The organism is Sphingomonas sp. CFBP 13603, assembly GCF_014892665.1.
Classification (GTDB): Bacteria; Pseudomonadota; Alphaproteobacteria; order Sphingomonadales; family Sphingomonadaceae; genus Sphingomonas.
Map to the genome: position 1 here is coordinate 165,265 of NZ_JADBIA010000005.1, position 18,195 is coordinate 183,459.

General features: G+C 65.2%; 10 protein-coding genes and 1 pseudogene. 8 read left to right on the forward strand and 3 right to left on the reverse strand.

Going from position 1 to position 18,195, the window contains the following annotated elements; genetic code table 11:
* The first annotated feature begins 1 nt into the window (after window position 1).
* From IFR23_RS10475 to IFR23_RS10495, 5 genes and pseudogenes are all read left to right on the forward strand, one after another.
* Window positions 2–718: an MgtC/SapB family protein gene (locus IFR23_RS10475; RefSeq protein WP_192975814.1), complete on the forward strand. Its 717-nt coding sequence runs from the start codon at window positions 2–4 to the stop codon at window positions 716–718.
* A gap of 367 nt (window positions 719–1,085) precedes the next feature.
* On the forward strand, window positions 1,086–2,111 hold the full coding sequence (locus IFR23_RS10480) for an aspartate-semialdehyde dehydrogenase (protein ID WP_192975815.1): 1,026 nt from the start codon (window positions 1,086–1,088) through the stop codon (window positions 2,109–2,111).
* A gap of 442 nt (window positions 2,112–2,553) precedes the next feature.
* Window positions 2,554–6,849, forward strand: a pseudogene (locus IFR23_RS10485) (hypothetical protein); the annotation flags it as partial.
* Between the two features lie 136 nt (window positions 6,850–6,985).
* Complete coding sequence (locus IFR23_RS10490; RefSeq protein WP_446740903.1) at window positions 6,986–7,747, forward strand: alpha/beta fold hydrolase; 762 nt, start codon at window positions 6,986–6,988, stop codon at window positions 7,745–7,747.
* 88 nt (window positions 7,748–7,835) lie between these two features.
* A complete protein-coding gene (locus tag IFR23_RS10495; protein ID WP_192975939.1) occupies window positions 7,836–9,671 on the forward strand; it encodes a M2 family metallopeptidase in 1,836 nt (611 codons plus the stop codon).
* A gap of 265 nt (window positions 9,672–9,936) precedes the next feature.
* Here the strand turns inward: IFR23_RS10495 and IFR23_RS10500 are convergent, their stop codons facing one another.
* The 3 genes from IFR23_RS10500 to IFR23_RS10510 form a co-directional block, all read right to left on the reverse strand.
* Window positions 9,937–10,443: a hypothetical protein gene (locus IFR23_RS10500; RefSeq protein ID WP_192975820.1), complete on the reverse strand. Its 507-nt coding sequence runs from the start codon at window positions 10,441–10,443 to the stop codon at window positions 9,937–9,939.
* A gap of 64 nt (window positions 10,444–10,507) precedes the next feature.
* Window positions 10,508–11,944 (reverse strand): AMP nucleosidase, encoded by a 1,437-nt coding sequence (locus IFR23_RS10505; protein WP_192975823.1) that lies wholly within the window; start codon window positions 11,942–11,944, stop codon window positions 10,508–10,510.
* Window positions 11,945–12,125: 181 nt separating this feature from the next.
* On the reverse strand, window positions 12,126–12,605 hold the full coding sequence (locus tag IFR23_RS10510) for a peroxiredoxin (protein ID WP_056482135.1): 480 nt from the start codon (window positions 12,603–12,605) through the stop codon (window positions 12,126–12,128).
* A gap of 109 nt (window positions 12,606–12,714) precedes the next feature.
* On the opposite strand from IFR23_RS10510, the gene IFR23_RS10515 reads away from it, so the two are divergent.
* From IFR23_RS10515 to IFR23_RS10525, 3 genes are all read left to right on the forward strand, one after another.
* Complete coding sequence (locus tag IFR23_RS10515; RefSeq protein WP_192975825.1) at window positions 12,715–13,275, forward strand: YqgE/AlgH family protein; 561 nt, start codon at window positions 12,715–12,717, stop codon at window positions 13,273–13,275.
* 175 nt (window positions 13,276–13,450) lie between these two features.
* Window positions 13,451–14,911, forward strand: coding sequence for an adenosylhomocysteinase (gene ahcY / locus IFR23_RS10520; RefSeq protein WP_197978384.1), 1,461 nt, complete (start codon window positions 13,451–13,453; stop codon window positions 14,909–14,911).
* Window positions 14,912–15,232: 321 nt separating this feature from the next.
* Complete coding sequence (locus tag IFR23_RS10525) at window positions 15,233–18,184, forward strand: TonB-dependent receptor (RefSeq protein WP_244655589.1); 2,952 nt, start codon at window positions 15,233–15,235, stop codon at window positions 18,182–18,184.
* Window positions 18,185–18,195: the final 11 nt, after the last annotated feature.

Here is an 18,195-nt window from a genome sequence, read left to right on the forward strand (position 1 = left end):
GATGCGGTTCGTCGAGACGTTTCACCTGTGGCCGTTCCTCGACACGCTGGTGAGCTATATCGCCGCGTTCGTGTTCGGGACGTTGATCGGGGCGGAGCGGCAATATCGCCAGCGCACCGCAGGGTTGCGGACGAACACGCTGGTCGCGCTCGGTTCGGCGGCGTTCGTCGATCTCGGCCAGCGGCTGGGCGGGGACGTCGAGTCGATCCGGATCATTGCCTATGTCGTGTCGGGGATTGGCTTCCTCGGCGCGGGCGTGATCATGAAGGAGGGGATGAACGTCCGCGGGCTGAACACCGCGGCGACCTTGTGGTGCTCGGCGGCGGTGGGGTCGTGCGCGGGGAGCGACATGATCGCGGAGGCGGGCTTGCTGACGTTCGTCGTGCTGCTGGCGAACACCGCGCTGCGGCCACTGGTCGACGGGATCAACCGGATCCCGACCGAGGGGCGGACGATCGAGGCCACGTATAGCGTGATGGTGACGGTGGCGGCGGGGGATGCGGGGCCGATCGGCGATCTGGTGGTCGAGCATCTGGAGGCGGCGCAGTTGCAGGTGGCGGAACTGGACGTGACTGAGCGGGGCGAGGACCGGGTGGAGATCGCGGCGACTCTGGTGGCGACGAACGTGCCGGCGGAGGAGCTGGATGCGATCACGGATCACCTCGCGAAGGTGCACGGGATCGAGCATGCGACGTGGCAGGCGCGGACGCACGATTGAGGGTCGGATCTAGCTCTGCACCTTCCCCAGCCGCCACCCCGGCGAAGGCCGGGGCCCAGTTGGAAAGGTCGCAGTAATGGACCGCAGCCCTCAGTTAGCAACGTCCCCCAACTGGGCCCCGGCCTCCGCCGGGGTGGTGCTACTGCTGGGACAGGTGCTGATCACTATCGCCCAGCACTAGCGTGTTCCCCCGCGAAGGCGGGGGCCCAGTCTGGGCGACCGCCTTCGCGGGGGAACAAGGAAGCGGGTGAAACGGTCGCCGTGATCCACTCCCCAAACTCCCCCTATCCGCGCAATAAGTCGAAAGCCGTTGGACCTCGCCGCGCAACGTCGGTACTGCCCGCCCAAGTCCAATCGGAGTTAAGACATGGGTTATCGGGTGGTGGTCGCGGGTGCGACCGGCAATGTCGGGCGCGAGATGCTCAATATCCTGGCGGAGCGCGAGTTTCCGGCGGACGAGATCGCCTGCGTCGCGTCGTCGCGCAGCCAGGGGTTGATGGTCGACTACGGCGACACCGGCAAGCAGATCAAATGCCAGAACATAGAGCATTTCGACTGGAACGGCTGGGACATGGCGCTGTTCGCGATCGGCTCGGAGGGCACCGCAGTCTACGCGCCGATCGCCGCCGCCGCCGGCTGCGTGGTGATCGACAATTCGTCGCTCTACCGCATGGACCCCGACGTGCCGCTGATCGTGCCCGAGGTGAACCCCGAGGCGATCGACGGCTACAAGGTCCGCAACATCATCGCCAACCCGAATTGCTCGACCGCGCAGATGGTCGTCGCGCTGAAGCCGCTGCACGACGCGGCGAAGATCCTGCGCGTGGTCGTCTCGACCTATCAGTCGGTGTCCGGCGCGGGCAAGGCCGGGATGGACGAGCTGTTCGAGCAGAGCCGCAACATCTTCGTCGGCGATCCGGCCGAGCCCAAGAAGTTCACCAAGCAGATCGCCTTCAACGTTATCCCGCACATCGACAGCTTCCTCGACGACGGCTCGACCAAGGAAGAGTGGAAGATGGTCGTCGAGACCAAGAAGATCCTCGACAAGAAGATCAAGGTTACCGCGACCTGTGTCCGCGTGCCGGTGTTCGTCGGCCATTCGGAAGCGATCAACATCGAGTTCGAGAACGAGATCACGGCCGAGGAAGCGCAGAACATCCTCCGCGAGGCGCCTGGCATCATGCTGGTCGATAAGCGCGAGGACGGGGGGTATATCACGCCGATCGAGTGCGTCGGCGACTTCGCGACGTACATCAGCCGCGTGCGCGAGGATCCGACCGTCGAGAACGGCCTGAACCTGTGGTGCGTCAGCGACAACCTCCGCAAGGGTGCGGCGTTGAACGCCGTGCAGATCGCCGAACTGCTCGGGCGCCGGCATCTGCAGAAGGCCTGAACCGGACGGGGTGATTCGCCCCGTTTTCGGACAGATCGCGCGGACAGAACCGCGTCGCCATCGAGTATGGCGGCGCGGTTTTTCCTTGCCTGCCGGATATGGGCAAAATTTCTGGGAAGGCATTTATCCAGTTTGGAAGTCGTCCCGAGCGGAAACCTATTTCATTTCCGGTTCCGTTTTCTTTGTTGGGAATCGAAGCATAATCCGGAACGCTAACGATCCACGAAGCAACGCAATTCATGATGGTTCGAAATTGAAACCATTGCGAACTGTAATTCTGATTGAATAGACGTCGATATCGATATCAATACCGTTTAATCGGGTAACTTGCTGTTAGGATTGGAGGTCGGAAACTTCACGCGTTCCAGTGATCAGGTCGGAATACGATCAGTCACCGGTAATGTTCGGGCTGCTGCCGCAGTCGCTAGTGGAGGTTATTGGCATGTCTACCGCGTCGACTTATCGCAATGCGTCAGCAGGTGATCCACGGGGATCGAAATCCGGCATCGCCAAGACCGGCCAAGGCCATCGCAGCCCGACGCTGTCGCGGCAGTTGCGTGGTGGAGTTTCACTGATCGGGTTGGCCGCGACGACGTTGCTTGCAGCGCAGCCCGCGGCAGCGCAGGTCGCACCGCCGCCCAACGTTGTCGGCGCGTGTTCGGGTGTAAGCCTACCACGATCGGTGGTGACCGATATCCTGACGCCGGTGGTGACGGGGATCGTCACGCCGATCCAAAACACCGTCAATCCGGTTCTGGGAAATGTCACCAACGTCGTGAACATCGTCGGGGGATTGAATGTCCTCGGGCTCCCGCTTCTGCCGGTTACGGCGCCGCCGCTCAGCATCAACGCGGCCGGGCTGCTGGCCAACGCCGCGGCGGGCGCGCCGATCACGTTGCAGGTGCTGAACTCCGGCGGCACGATCGTCGGTCCCGGAGATCGCTGCGATACGCAAGCGGACGGCTTCATGCTGCGCACGCCCGCCGGCATCGCGATCGGCGGCAACCGGATCACTGGGTTGGGTTCGACCGGTCTCGAAGCCTTCGCCGGCGAGGAGAACTCGATCGCGTTCGGTAACGGCGCGTTGACCGATGCAAGCGCGACGGGATCGATCGCCTTCGGTGGCGGCGCGGAGGTCGGTGCAGGCGCGACGAATGCGGTTGCGCTCGGCACAGGCGCAACCGCGACCGGCGTCAACGGGGTCGCACTGGGCGCGGGCAGTGTCGCGGCGCGCGTTCCGCTGACGGGGTATGCCGCGATCGGGCTGGCCGCTCCCCAGACGTCGGTCGGCGAAGTCTCGGTCGGGGCACCGGGGGCCGAGCGCCAGATCACCAACGTCGCGGCTGGATCCGCGGGTACAGACGCCGTCAACGTCAGCCAGCTCGCGGGCGTGCAGGCCCAGATCGGCACGCTCGCCAGCGGCGCGGTTCAATATGATACCGCGGCGCAGGACCGCGTGACGCTGGCCGGAGCAGCCGGTACGACGATCGGTAACCTAGCGCCGGGCGCGCTGAGCGCGACATCGACCGAGGCGGTCAATGGCAGCCAGTTGTTCGCGACCAACACCAACGTCGCCAACACCAACACCGCGGTCACCAATCTCACGACCAGCATCACCAATGGCGGCATCGGCGCGCTGCAATATTCCAGCGCAGGGGCACCGACCACGCCGAACGGTGGCGTGCCATCGAACGACGCGACGCTGGTCGGCGGCGCGGCTGGTGCGGTCGCGTTGCACAATGTCGGTGACGGTGCGATCGTCGCAGGGTCGACCGACGCCGTGAACGGTGGCCAGCTTGCCACTGTGACGGGACAGGTCGGCACCCTGGCAGCGCTTGGCGTGCAATATGACGACGCGACGCGCGCTCGGGTGACGCTGGGCGGTGTCGGTGCTGGTGTGCCTCCCGTTGCGATCGGCAACGTCGCGGCGGGTACGCTCGGCGCGACTTCGACCGAGGCGGTCAACGGCAGCCAGCTGTTTGCGACCAACACCAACGTCACCAACCTGACGACCAACATCGCCAATGGCGCGATCGGTGCGCTGCAATATTCCAGCGCGGGTGCGCCGACCACGCCAAACGGTGGCGTGCCGTCGAACGATGCGATGCTCGTGGGCGGTGCCGCCGGCGCGGTCGCTCTGCACAATGTCGCCGATGGCGCGGTCGCGGTGGGTTCGACCGACGCGGTCAATGGCGGTCAGCTTGCCCTGGTCTCGGGGCAGGTCGGCACGCTGAACGGTTTGGCGGTGCAGTATGACGACCTCACCCGCTCTCGCGTGACCTTCGGCGGGGCTGGTGCTGCCCCCGTGGTACTCGGCAACGTCGCGGCGGGGGCGCTCGGTGCGACCTCGACCGAGGCGGTCAACGGCAGCCAGTTGTTCACGACCAACGCCAACGTCACCAACACCAACACGGCGTTGACCAACTTGACGACCAACATCGCCAATGGCGGTATCGGCGCGGTGCAATATTCGAATGCCGCGACGCCGACCACGCCGAATGGAGGCGTGCCGAGCAACGACGTCACGCTGGTCGGTGCGGCTGCGGGGCCGGTCGGGCTGCACAATGTCGCTGACGGTAATGTCGCGGTGGGATCGACCGACGCTGTGAACGGTGGCCAGCTCGCCAGCGTATCCGGTCAGGTTAGCGGCCTGTCGGCGCTCGCGGTGCAGTATGACGACCTCGGCCGGTCGCGGATCACGCTCGGCGGCGTCGGGGCCGGTGCGGCGCCCGTCGTGATCGGCAACGTTGCGGCCGGGACGCTCGGCGCGACCTCGACCGAGGCGGTCAACGGCAGCCAGCTGTTCGCGACGAATACCAATGTCTCGAACCTGACGACGAGCATCGCCAATGGCGCGATCGGTGCGCTGCAATATTCGAGCGTCGGTGCGCCGACCACGCCAAACGGCGGCGTGCCGTCCAACGACGTGACGCTGGTTGGCGGAGCGGCTGGTGCAGTGGCGCTGCACAACGTCGGCGACGGTGTGGTTGCAGCCGGCTCGACCGACGCGGTCAACGGTGGCCAGCTGGCGACCGTGTCCGGGCAGGTCGGCAATCTCGCCGCACTGTCGGTGCAGTATGACGATCCGAGCCGGACGCGGGTGAGCTTCGGCGGCGCGGGCGCGGCACCGGTGGTGCTCGGCAACGTCGCGGCAGGGACGCTGGCGGCGGGTTCGACCGAAGCGGTCAACGGCGGGCAGCTCGTCGGGCTGGGTACCAGCGTTGCGGCCGGCCTGGGTGGCCTGTCGAGCTATGACGCGGCAACCAACAGCGTGCTCGCCTCGATCGGCTTTGGCGGCGTGCAGTATGGCAGCGTCCAGTCGGTGTTCAACGCCGTCGATGGCGCGATCAACGGCGGTGCGGGTATCCGCTACTTCCGCGTTCTCTCGACCCGTGCCGACAGCGTCGTGACGGGTACCGACAGCCTGGCGATCGGTCCTGAGGCGACGGCAACGGCGGACAACAGCGTTGCGCTCGGGACGGGTTCGTCCGCGCTCCGTGGTGGCGCGCTCGGCTATGCGGCGCTCGGCCTTGGCGGATTGCAGAACTCGGTCGGCGAAGTGTCGGTCGGTTCGGCCGGTGCGGAGCGACAGATCACGAACGTCGCGGCAGGTACCGCGGCAACCGATGCCGCCAATGTCGGACAGGTGGCCGGCGTTGCAGCGCAGGTTGCGGCCCTCGGCACCACGACCGTCCAGTACGACAACGGCACGAAGAGTTCGATCACGCTCGGCGGCGCCGGCGGGACGGTCATCACCAATGTCGCGGCGGGCAATGTTGCCGCCGGCTCGACCGATGCCGTCAACGGATCGCAGTTGGCCGCGACCAACACGCAGGTGGCGAACAACACGACCGCGATCACCAACCTGGGCAACCAGGTCGCCAATGGTGGCACCGGGCCGGTGCAATACTCCAACCCCGGCAGCGTCACGACGCCGAACGGCGGTACGCGGACCAACGACCTGACGCTGGTCGGTGCAGCGGCTGGGCCGGTCGGGTTGCACAACGTCGGGGGTGGCTCGATCGCGGCCGGATCGACCGATGCAGTCAACGGCGGCCAGGTGTACGCCCTGGCACTGACGGCGGTGAACGCGGTGTCGTACGGCACCGACGCGAACGGCGCGCGGACCAACACCGTGACGCTGGCGGGCGGTAACGCGGCGGCGCCCGTGACGGTGACGAACGTCGCGGCGGGCGTGGTCGCGGCGGGATCGACCGACGCGGTGAACGGCGGCCAGCTGAACTCCACCAACCAGGCGGTCGCGACGGCGCAAGGGACCGCCGACAACGCGCTCGCGATGGGCAACAACTCGGTGCAATATGGTCCGTCGCATACCAACGTGACGTTCAACGATGGTGGAGCCGCAACCGTCCTAAGCAACGTCGGGGCGGGCGTCTCGACCACCGACGCGGTCAATCTCGGGCAGATGAACGCCGGGATGAACTCCGCGGTGACGCAGGCCAATGCCTATACCGACGGACGGATCGCGGCGCTCGACTTCGATCTCCGCTCGGTACGACGGGACAGCTATGCCGGGACTTCGGGTGCGCTTGCCGCGGCCGGGCTTCCCCAGGCGTATGAAGCCGGCAAGGGCATGGTCGCGATCGGCGGCGGTACCTATGCCGGGCAGTCCGCAGTCGCGGTCGGCATGTCGAAGGCGTTCAGCGACGGGCACACCGTCGTGAAGCTCAGCGGCACCTATGACTCGCAGGGCCGGGCCGGCGGATCGGGCGGGATCGGGTATCAGTTCTGATCCCATTGGACGATCAACGGAACGGGCGGCCTGCGGGTCGCCCGTTTTCGTTTCGGCGCGACGGTTGACAGCGCGGGCCGAGGCCACGAACTGGCGACTGCACAGTTTAGAGGACGAGACCGTGGCCAGCACCCCGAGCGATACCCAGTTTTTCGAGAGCTTCGACGGCACGCGGATCGCGTGGCGCGAGGTCGGCGAGGGTCGACCGGTGGTGCTGATCCATGGCTATTTCTCCGACGCGAAGACCAACTGGATCCGCTATGGTCATGCCGCGAAGATCGCCGCCAAGGGCTTTCGTGTGATCATGCCGGACCTGCGCGCGCACGGCGAAAGTGGCAAGCCGCACGGGCTTGAAGCGTATCCGGCGGATGCGCTGACGCAGGATGGCCACGCGCTGGTCGCGCATCTTGGGCTGACCGACTATGATCTCGGCGGGTATTCGCTGGGTGCACGGACTACGTCTCGGATGCTCGCGACGGGCGCGACACCGCGGCGCGTGATCTTCTCCGGCATGGGGCTGGAAGGGCTGACGCAGACGTCGCGGCGCGCCGGGCATTTCCGGAATATCCTGACTAGGCTCGGGCAGCATGTGCAGGGTACGCCGGAGTGGCTGGCGGAGGCGTTCCTGAAGACCACCGGCGGCGATCCGGTCGCGTTGCTCGGTATCCTCGAGACGTTCGTCGATACGCCTCTCGAGTCCGTGAAGGCTATCCAGCAGCCGACGTTGGTCGTGTGCGGCGGCGAGGATCAGGATAATGGTTCGGCGCCGGATCTGGCTGCGGCGTTGCCGAACGGGACGTATGTAGAGACTCCGGGCGGTCATATGAGCGCGGTGGTGAAGCCCGAACTCGGCCAGGCGATCGCGGACTTTCTGGCGGATTAAGACCGAACGCTCGCCTCCAGGTCCGTCATCCTGGGTTGACCGCGACCGGCTCCACCAGCCATCACCGCCCCATAAAAAGGGGATGACGATGGTTCGGTTCGGTATTTCGATGTTTGCTCTGGCCGGAGCCTTGTGCGCCGTGCCGTCCGTCGCCGGCGCGCAAGTCGCTCCGGCTGTAACCGGCAAGCCGACGGTCGCGCAGGCAGATGCGTTCGTGGCCGAGGCCGAGAAGGCGATGGCGGCTGCCTCGCTCGACGCCAACCGCGTGGCGTGGGTCAATGCAACCTACATCACCGACGACACCGATGCGCTGGCGGCGAAGTCGGGCGCGGAGATGACCGATCTCGGGGTGAAATATGCGCTTGGTGCCGCACGTTACGCGTCGCTGCCGGGGCTGTCGTTCGATACCAAGCGCAAGCTCGACCTGCTGCGCGGCGGGCTGACGCTGCCGGCACCGACGCGGCCGGGCGCGTCCGAGGAACTGTCGACGCTCACCACCAAGATGTCGTCGTCCTACGGCAAGGGCATGGGAACGCTCGACGGCAAGCCGATCAACGGGTCGGATATCGAGGCTGCGATGGGCTCGACCCGCGATCCGGCCAAGCTGACGGAGATGTGGACGAGCTGGAACGACAAGGTCGGTGCGCCGATGCGCGGCGACTATGCGAAGATGACGTCGATCTCGAACGAAGGCGCGCGCGAGCTCGGCTACAAGGATGTCGGTGCGCTGTGGCGCTCGGGCTACGACATGACGCCCGAACAGTTCGCGGCGCTGACCGACAAGATCTGGAAGCAGGTCGAGCCGCTCTACATGGCGCTCCACACCTACACGCGGTGGAAGCTGAACGAGAAATACGGCGACGCGGTGCAGGCGAAGACCGGGCCGATCCGCAGCGACCTGCTCGGCAACATGTGGGCGCAGGAATGGGGCAACATCTACGACATCGTCGCGCCGAAGGGCGCGGGCGACGTCGGGTATGACACCGGCGATCTGCTGAAGGCGAAGGGCTATGATCCGCTCAAGATGGTGAAGCAGGGCGAGGGCTTTTATTCGTCGCTCGGCTTCGCACCGCTGCCGGAGACGTTCTGGAAGCGGTCGCAGATCACCAAGCCTGCCGACCGCGACGTGATCTGTCACGCATCGGCGTGGGATCTCGACAATCAGGACGATATCCGGATCAAGATGTGCACGAAGGTGAATGCGGACGACTTCGTCACGATCCATCACGAGCTCGGCCACAATTACTATCAGCGGGCGTACAAGGCGCAGCCGTTCCTCTACAAGAACGGCGCCAACGACGGCTTCCACGAGGCGATCGGCGATACCGTCGCGCTGTCGATCACGCCGGATTACCTGGTGAAGATCGGCCTGCTCGACCAGGCGAAGGTGCCGAGCGCGGACAAGGATATCGGGCTGCTGTTGCGACAGGCGATGGACAAGGTCGCGTTCCTGCCGTTCGGGCTGCTGATCGACAAATGGCGCTGGGGTGTGTTCTCGGGGCAGATCCCGGCGACCGGCTATCAGGCGGCGTGGGATGCGTTGCGGCTCCAGTATCAGGGGATCAAGCCGCCGGTCGCGCGTGACGAGACCAAGTTCGATGCGGGCGCCAAATACCATATCCCGGCGGCGGTGCCCTACACGCGCTACTTCTTGGCGCGCGTGTTGCAGTTCCAGTTCTACAAGGCGGCGTGCGACCAGTCCGGCTGGAAGGGGCCGCTGCATCGCTGCTCGTTCTATGGCGACAAGGCAGTCGGCACGAAACTGAACGCGATGCTGAGCATGGGACAGTCGAAGCCTTGGCCGGATGCGTTGCAGGTGTTCACCGGGAGCCGGGAGATGTCGGGCAAGGCGCTGGTGGAGTATTTCGCGCCGTTGAAGGCTTGGCTGGACGTGCAGAACAAGGGCAAGCCGACCGGGTGGTGAGGGGGTTCCTGGCCGTCACCTTCTAGTTCCCCCGCGAAGGCGGGGGCCCAGGGTCACGAACGCTCCCGTGGTTTTAGCTGGGCCCCCGCCTCCGCGGGGGAACCAAGGCGGCGTGGGGCGACACCTACAACGCACCACCCCGGCGAAGGCCGGGGCCCAATTGGGAAACGCCGCTAACAGAGCGATGCGGTTCGTTACTCAACACGTTCCAATTGGGCCCCGGCCTTCGCCGGGGTGGAGTATTCGTCTGGGAACGGGGGCGGTCTTACTCCGGGACCGTACCCGGATCGGCGATGCCCGCGTCGAACGATTTCGACGAGTCCGCCCCGTCAGCCTGATGCGCGTGCGTGCCCTTCGGCTTGGGCGCTGACTGAGTCTTGGGCGTGCTCCCGCGCAAGGTCAGCAACGCGCCAACCGCCGCACCAGCAACCGCGACACCACTGAAGATCGCGGCCGCACCCCATTTGCCGCGGGTCTTTTCCGCGGTCTTGGCAACCGGGGCCGGCGTCGCCGCGTTGCGCACGGGGACCGGGCGCGGCGTGCTGCGCTTGGTCGAGCGTGGCTTCGGCGCAGGCTTGGCCGCAGGCTTTGGCGGCGCTGCAGCCACAGGCTTGTCCGCAACCGGCTTTGCGACCGGTACCGGCTTGGCCGCGACCGGCTTGGCGGACGACGTCGCTGCCGGAGCCGCCTTCGGCGCGCTTGTCTTGCGCGGCGCGCGACGGCGGGTGACGGGCTTCTTTGCTTCCGTATCGGGCGTGTCGGTGTCGGCCACTTCTATCTTCCCTCAGCAATGATTTCGAAAGCGTAACGCATTCCCGCGCGATGCGCTCCGGTTTTTACCTGAACGGGGGCTCGTCGAATGCGCGGAGCTTGCGGCTGTGGAGCTTCGAGCCTTCCAGGCGGAGCTGTTCGCACGTCTCGATCCCGATCCGCAGATGCTCGCTGATCGCGCGCTCGTAGAAGCGGTTGGCCTGGCCCGGCAGCTTCAGCTCGCCGTGGAGCGGCTTGTCGGAAACGCAAAGCAGCGTGCCGTAGGGAACGCGGAAGCGATAGCCCTGCGCGGCGATCGTCGCGGACTCCATGTCGATGCCGACCGCGCGCGACAGCGAGAAGCGGAGCGCGGACTTCGAGTAGCGCAGCTCCCAGTTGCGGTCGTCGGTAGTTACGATCGTGCCGGTGCGCAGGCGGCGCTTAAGCTCCTCGCCCGACTGGCCCGAGACGATCTCCGCCGCCTTGGCCATCGCGAGCTGGACTTCGGCGATCGCGGGGATCGGGATTTCGGGGGGCAGGACGTCGTCGAGGACATGGTCGTCGCGCAGATACGCGTGCGCGAGGACGTAATCGCCGATCCGCTGACTCGGACGCAGGCCGCCGCAATGGCCGATCATCAGCCACGCCTCGGGACGCAGAACCGCCAGATGGTCGCAGATCGTCTTCGCGTTGGACGGCCCGACGCCGATGTTGACGAGCGTTATGCCGGTGCGGTCGTCCGCCATCAGGTGATAGGCGGGCATCTGGTGGCGGCGCCAGGCGCTGTCGGAGATGATCTTGTCGATGTCGTCGCCCGACGAGATCGTGATGCCGCCCGCGCCCGAGAGGCTGGTGAAGCGCGAGCCTTCGCCCAACTGCGTCCCGGCCCAGCGGACGAACTCGTCGACGTAGCGGTGATAGTTGGTGAACAACACGAAGCGCTGCGCGTGCTCCGCCGGCGTGCCCATGTAATGGCGCAGGCGCGCGAGGCTGAAATCGGTGCGCAGGCCATCGAACAGCGCGAGCGGACGCGTCTCGTCGTTGGCGACCCAGAGGCCATCGGCGATCTCGTCGCCGATATGCGCGAGTTCGGTCGCGGGGAAGTGGCGCGACAATTCGGTCGCGGAGACCTCGTCGAGGCTCAGCGCGTGGCCGGGCTCGATCACATAGGGGAACGGAATTTCCTGGCGGCCTTCGACCGCTTCGACAGTGACGTCGTAATCTTCGATCAGCAGCGTAAGCTGTTCGGTCAGGTATTCGGCGAAGATCGCGGGCTTGGTAACGCTGATGCGGTATTCGCCCGCGTTGACCAGGCGACCGAACGAGCGGAGCGGGGTCGGGCGATCGACGCCACCCTTATAAGTCAGCCGGATTTCGGGATAGGCGAACGAGCCGTCGGTGCGGCTGATCGGATCTGGCGTCGTGCCGTCGGCGATATAGGCGCTCATGGCGGCTTGGAGGCGCTCGACGGAGGCGCGGTAAAGGCGGTCGAGGTCGGCGACGAGGTCGGATGCGATTGTCATCGGGCAGTGTTAGGTGGCGGACGTTACGGTGGCAAGACCACCTAAATCCTCCCCGTGTCGGGGAGGTGGCAGCCCACTCGGACTGACGGAGGGGGCGCTCCACGACCGTAACGCTCGCGGTGAGCCCCCTCCACCCTTCGGCAAAGGTGCCGAACGGTCCCCCTCCCCGTGCCGGGGAGGATTAGATCTCGCTCAGCAGGTGCTCGGCCGAGCTCACCTTGAACTCGCCGGGAGCCTCGACGTTTAGCTGCTCGACCACGCCGTCGTTGACCAGCATCGAGTAACGCTGGCTGCGAATGCCCATGCCGAAGCCCGAGCCGTCCATCGTCAGCCCGATCGCCTTGGCGAAGTCGCCATTGCCGTCCGCGAGCAATGTTATGTCGCCGGCGCCTGCCGACTTGCCCCACGCACCCATCACGAACGCATCGTTGACCGAGACGCAGGCGACCTCGTCGATGCCCTTGGCCTTCAGTTCGGCTTCCTTCTCGACGAAACCGGGCAAGTGCTTGGCGGAGCAGGTCGGCGTGAACGCGCCGGGGACCGCGAACAGCGCGACTTTCCGCCCCTTGAAGAAGCTGTCGGTGTCGACCTGGTCGGGGCCGTCTGCGGTCGCCTTGACAAGGTTGGTGGTAGGAAGCCGGTCGCCGACGCTGATCGTCATCTGAAATCTCCTGTCGCCGCGCGTTGGTCGCGGGCGAGCCGTACCTTGGACGCGGACGCGGGTATTTCAAGCGTGGCGGGCGATCGTCCGCGTCGCTATGGTCCAACGCATGGACAAGACGCCCTTTCTTTCCGGACAATTCCTGCTCGCGATGCCGGGGATGAGCGACCCACGGTTCGCTCGCGCGGTAATCGCGATGTGCAGCCATGACGAGAATGGCGCGATCGGCATCGGGATCGGCGCGACGATCGATGGTCTGGGTTTTCACGATCTGCTCGAACAGTTCGGGATCGAGCCCGGCGATGCGCCGAATGCACCGGTACATTTCGGCGGGCCCGTCGAGCCGCGGCGCGGGTTCGTGGTGCATTCGTCAGACTGGGGCGGGCAGGACTCGGTCGATGTCGCCGGGCGGTGGAAACTGTCGAGCACGGTCGACGTGTTGCGCGCGATCGCCGAAGGGAAGGGCCCGTCGGATTGGGTGGTGGCGCTTGGCTATGCCGGTTGGGATGGCGGACAGCTCGAGGGCGAGCTGTCGCGGCCGGGGTGGTTCAACGTGCTCGGCGATACGGAATTGTTGTTCGATACCGCTGCGGAGGATCGCTGGACGTTCGCCTTCGCGCAGGCCGGTGTGGATCCGCGGTTGCTGGTGGCGGAGACGGGGCGGGCTTAGCCGTTTTCCTGCGAATGCAGGAGCCCAGGATCGCATAGGACACCGTTCGTTAACCTGGGCTCCTGCGTTCGCAGGAGAACGTGCTGCCCAGGGGCAATGACACGTCATATAAAGATATCTTTATATTTGATTTGAGGCCCCCGATCGCCTAAGTGGCACGGCATCCGGCACGGGCATGAGGCTCGCCGATCACAGAATTTCCAGGAGACCCATCGTGGCCACCACCCTCGCCCCCGCGAAGACCGACTACGTCGTCGCCGACATCAGCCTCGCCGATTTCGGACGCGCCGAGATCAACATCGCCGAGACCGAGATGCCCGGCCTGATGTCGCTGCGCACCGAATTCGGCGCGGCACAGCCGCTCAAGGGCGCGCGCATCACCGGTTCGCTCCACATGACGATCCAGACCGCGGTGCTGATCGAGACGCTGACCGCACTCGGCGCCGACGTCCGCTGGGCGACCTGCAACATCTTCTCGACGCAGGACCACGCCGCCGCCGCGATCGCCGCGACCGGCGTGCCGGTGTTCGCGATCAAGGGCGAGAGCCTCGCGGATTACTGGAACTATGTCGGCGACATCTTCTCGTGGGATCGCGACGTAGAGGGCCAGACCGCCAACATCATCCTCGATGACGGTGGCGATGCGACGATGTTCGCGCTCTGGGGCGCTAAGCTCGAAGCCGGCCACACGATGCCCGAGCCCGAGAACGAGGAAGAGGTCGAGATGCAGCGTGCGCTCAAGGCGTACGTCGCGAAGAACCCCGGCTACCTGACCGAGACCGTCAAGAACCTGAAGGGCGTCTCGGAAGAGACCACGACGGGCGTCCACCGCCTGTACGAGATCGCCAAGAAGGGCGAGCTGCCGTTCCCCGCGATCAACGTCAACGACTCGGTGACCAAGTCGAAGTTCGACAACCTCTACGGCTGCAAGGAATCGCTGGTCGACGCGATCCGTCGCGCGACCGACGTCATGCTCGCCGGCAAGGTCGCCTGCGTCGCCGGCTTCGGTGACGTCGGCAAGGGCTCCGCGCAGTCGCTCCGCAACGGCGGCGCGCGCGTGATGGTCACCGAAGTCGATCCGATCTGCGCACTGCAGGCGGCGATGGAGGGCTTCGAGGTCGTGACGATGGAAGAGGCGGTCAGCCGCGCCGATATCTTCTGCACCGCGACCGGCAATGCCGACGTCATCACTGCCGATCACATGAAGGCGATGAAGCCGATGTCGATCGTCTGCAACATCGGCCACTTCGACTCGGAGATCCAGATCGCCGCGCTGTCGAACTACGACTGGACCGAAGTGAAGCCCGGCACCGACCTGGTGAAGTTCCCGGACGGCAAGCAGATCATCATCCTGGCGAAGGGTCGCCTGGTGAACCTGGGTTGCGCCACCGGTCACCCGTCGTTCGTGATGTCGGCCAGCTTCACCAACCAGACGCTCGCGCAGATCGAGCTCTGGACCAAGGGCGAGAACTACAAGAACGAAGTGTACGTCCTGCCGAAGCACCTCGACGAGAAGGTCGCGATGCTCCACCTCGAGAAGCTCGGCGTGAAGCTGTCGAAGCTCTCGGACAAGCAGGCCGGCTACATCGGCGTGCCGGTCGAAGGCCCGTTCAAGCCCGACCACTACCGCTACTAAGATAGCCGCCACGATCGCTGTCGCGGTCGTTGCCGGGAAGGCCGCGTCTACCGAGAGGTAGGCGCGGCCTTTTTTGTTCTGGTCCGCCTGGAGGTGCTGCCGAGCGCGGATCCGTTGGTGAGTCGGCCGGTTCGCCGATGGCTGTCAGGTGGGCTTCCAGCCTCAGTGGACTCAGCAGTTACCCCGGCAAGTACCGCTCTCAATAGGTATCTCGTCGCTTCGGGAACACGATTCATCGGATATAGGATATCGTATATTATATTTGACAATGTCGTGAGGGCGTGATGAATTGTTCCCAACACATCAGGGAACGGGGCATTCATGAAATCTTTCGCCAGTCTGCGCGGTAATCGTTCGAGCATCGGTACGGTCGTGGCGATGCTTCTTTCGTCCAGCGCCTACGCGCAGGTCGTGCCCGTTCCCCAGCCGGGCACGACCGCGACGAACGAGGCCGGCGAAGATTCGATCGTCGTGACGGGGACGCGCATCCGTCGCCCCGACCTTGCGAGCAACAGCCCGGTCACGTCGGTGACGGATCAGGAAATCAAATATCAGGGCGCGGTGAACGTCGAGAGCGTGCTGAACCGGCTGCCGCAGTTCAAGGCCGATGCGAACGAGAACGTCTCGAACGGGTCTGACGGTACGGCCAACATCAACCTTCGCAGCCTGGGGCCGAACCGGACTCTGGTCCTGCTCAACGGCCAGCGGTTGCTGCCCCAGCAGGCGATGGATCTGAACTTCGTGCCCTCGACGCTGATCGACCGGGTCGACGTGGTGACCGGCGGCGCGTCCGCGGTGTACGGGTCCGACGCGGTGGCGGGCGTGGTGAACTTCGTGCTGAAGGATCATCTCGACGGGTTGCGGATCGATGTGCAGTCCGGACTTGGCGTTCACACCAACGACAACAGCGCGGTGCGCGATATCATCACGACGCGCGGCTATGCCAATGCGCCGCACCGCGTCGCCGATGGCGGCAAGCAGGATATCAACGCGGCGTACGGCAAGAACTTCGCCGATGGCCGTGGCAACATCACTGTCTATGGCGGGTATCGCCACACCGATCCGGTGTTGCAGGCGAACCGCGACGTTTCGGCGTGCGCGCTGAACCAGGCGGACGATGCCGGCACGGGGCTGGTGTGTGGCGGATCGAGCAACTCGCCCTACGGCACGTTCGCCCCGCTCGGCGGGCCCAATGCCGGCAAGACGCTGACCAACAACATCGACGGCACGCGAGCCTGGGTGCCCTACACCTCGGCCTACGCCTACAATTACTCGCCGACCAACTACCTCCAGCGCTCCGACGATCGCTACATCGGCGGCGGGTTCGCCAAGTTCGAGATCGCGCCGATCGCCGAGGTCTATGGCAGCTTCATGTACATGAAGGATCACACCTTCTCGCAGGTCGCACCATCCGCGCTGTTCCTGGGAACGAGCTTCACCGTGCCATGCAACAATCCGCTGATGAGCACCGCGCAGCAACAATCGTTATGCGGACCGACCGCCGGCACCGCGGCGACGCAGGATACGCTGATCGGCTACCGCCTCGGTGACGGCCAGTCACGCCGCGACGATCTTCGCCATCAGGATTACCGCTATTCCGCCGGCGTGCGCGGCGATCTGGGCCACGGCTTTCAGTACGACGTGAACTATCTGCATTCGCTGGTGAAGTTCAACGAGACGTACATGAACAACGTCGACAATGTGAAGGCGCAGCGCGCGCTCGACGTGGTCAACGTCAACGGCGTGCCGACCTGCCGTTCGGTAATCGACGGCAGCGATCCCGCCTGCATTCCGGTCAACGTCTTCCAGCCCAACGCGATCACCGATACGCAGGCCGCCTATCTGTTCTCGGAGAGCAACACCGCGTCGCGCAATGCGCTCACGGTGATCTCCGCAAACGTCAACGGCGACCTCGGCACGTTCGGCATCACGAGCCCCTGGGCCAAGCGCGGCGTCAACATCGCGCTGGGCGCGGAACGTCGCCGCGAGACGCTGAACTTTACGGCGGATGCGGTCGCCGAACAGGGCGGCGTGACCGACTCGGACGGGCGCATCACCGTCAACGAAGCGTACGGCGAGATCGAAATTCCGATCCTGCAGGACCTGCCGTTCGCGCATGCGCTGACGATCAACGGCGGCCTCCGTTATTCGGCGTATCGCAACCACCAGCAATCGACCGGCCTGAAGTCGAAGTACAATGTCTGGACCTACAAGGGGGAGGCAAGCTGGGCACCGTCGCGGGATGCGCGTCTTCGCTTCAGCTACAACCGAGCGATCCGCGCACCCAATATCGCCGAACTGTTCGGATCGCGATCGATCGGCAACGTCGCTGCACAGGATCCGTGCTCGGGCGCCTCGCCGACCGTATCGTTCGACGTCTGCCGGCTGACCGGCGTGACGCAGGCGCAATATGGCAGCATCATCGAATGCCCGTCGGACACTTGTTCGGCACAGTTCGGCGGCAACACCGCGTTAAAACCGGAAAAGGCGGATACCTATACGGCGGGCATAGTGCTGACGCCGCGGATGGTGCGCAACTTCACGCTGACGGTCGACTATTTCCACATCAAGGTGAAGGATTATATCAGCTCGGTCGATCCATCGCTGGCGATCAGCCAGTGCGTCGCGGGCGGCGATCCATTCTATTGCGGACTGTTCACGCGCGATCCACGCTCGGGCGCGATCTTCGGCACCAATGGCTATATCGTCTCGACGACGTACAATACCGGATCGCTGACGACCTCCGGGGTCGACATCACCGCAGATTACACGTTCGGGATCGGCGCGCTCGGCAAGCTCAACGTGAACCTGGTCGGCACGCGCCTGATCGAGCAGGTCTCCGAACCGCTGGCCGGTCTCGGCAGCTTCGATTGCAAGGGGCTGTACGGCTATACCTGCGCCCAGCCCAACCCGACATGGCGGCATGCGATGCGGGCGACGTGGCAGATCCCGCAGGGTGCCTCGGTGTCGGTTGCCTGGCGCCATACCGACTCGGTCAAGTTGTCGTCGTTGGCGGACAACAGCTTCTTGGACCAGAATGCGAAGAGCAACATCAACCGGAAGATCTCGGCGTACGACTACATCGATCTCGCGGGCACCGTCGCGGTCGGGGAGGGGCTCCAGTTGCGGGCGGGCGTCAACAACCTGTTCGACAAGGACCCGCCGGCGATCGCAGCCGGCATCCTGTCGTCGTTCGGCAACGGCAACACCTATCCCGGCGTGTACGATACGCTCGGGCGGACTATGTTCGTCGGCGCCACGGTGAACTTCTGACGCGGATTGGG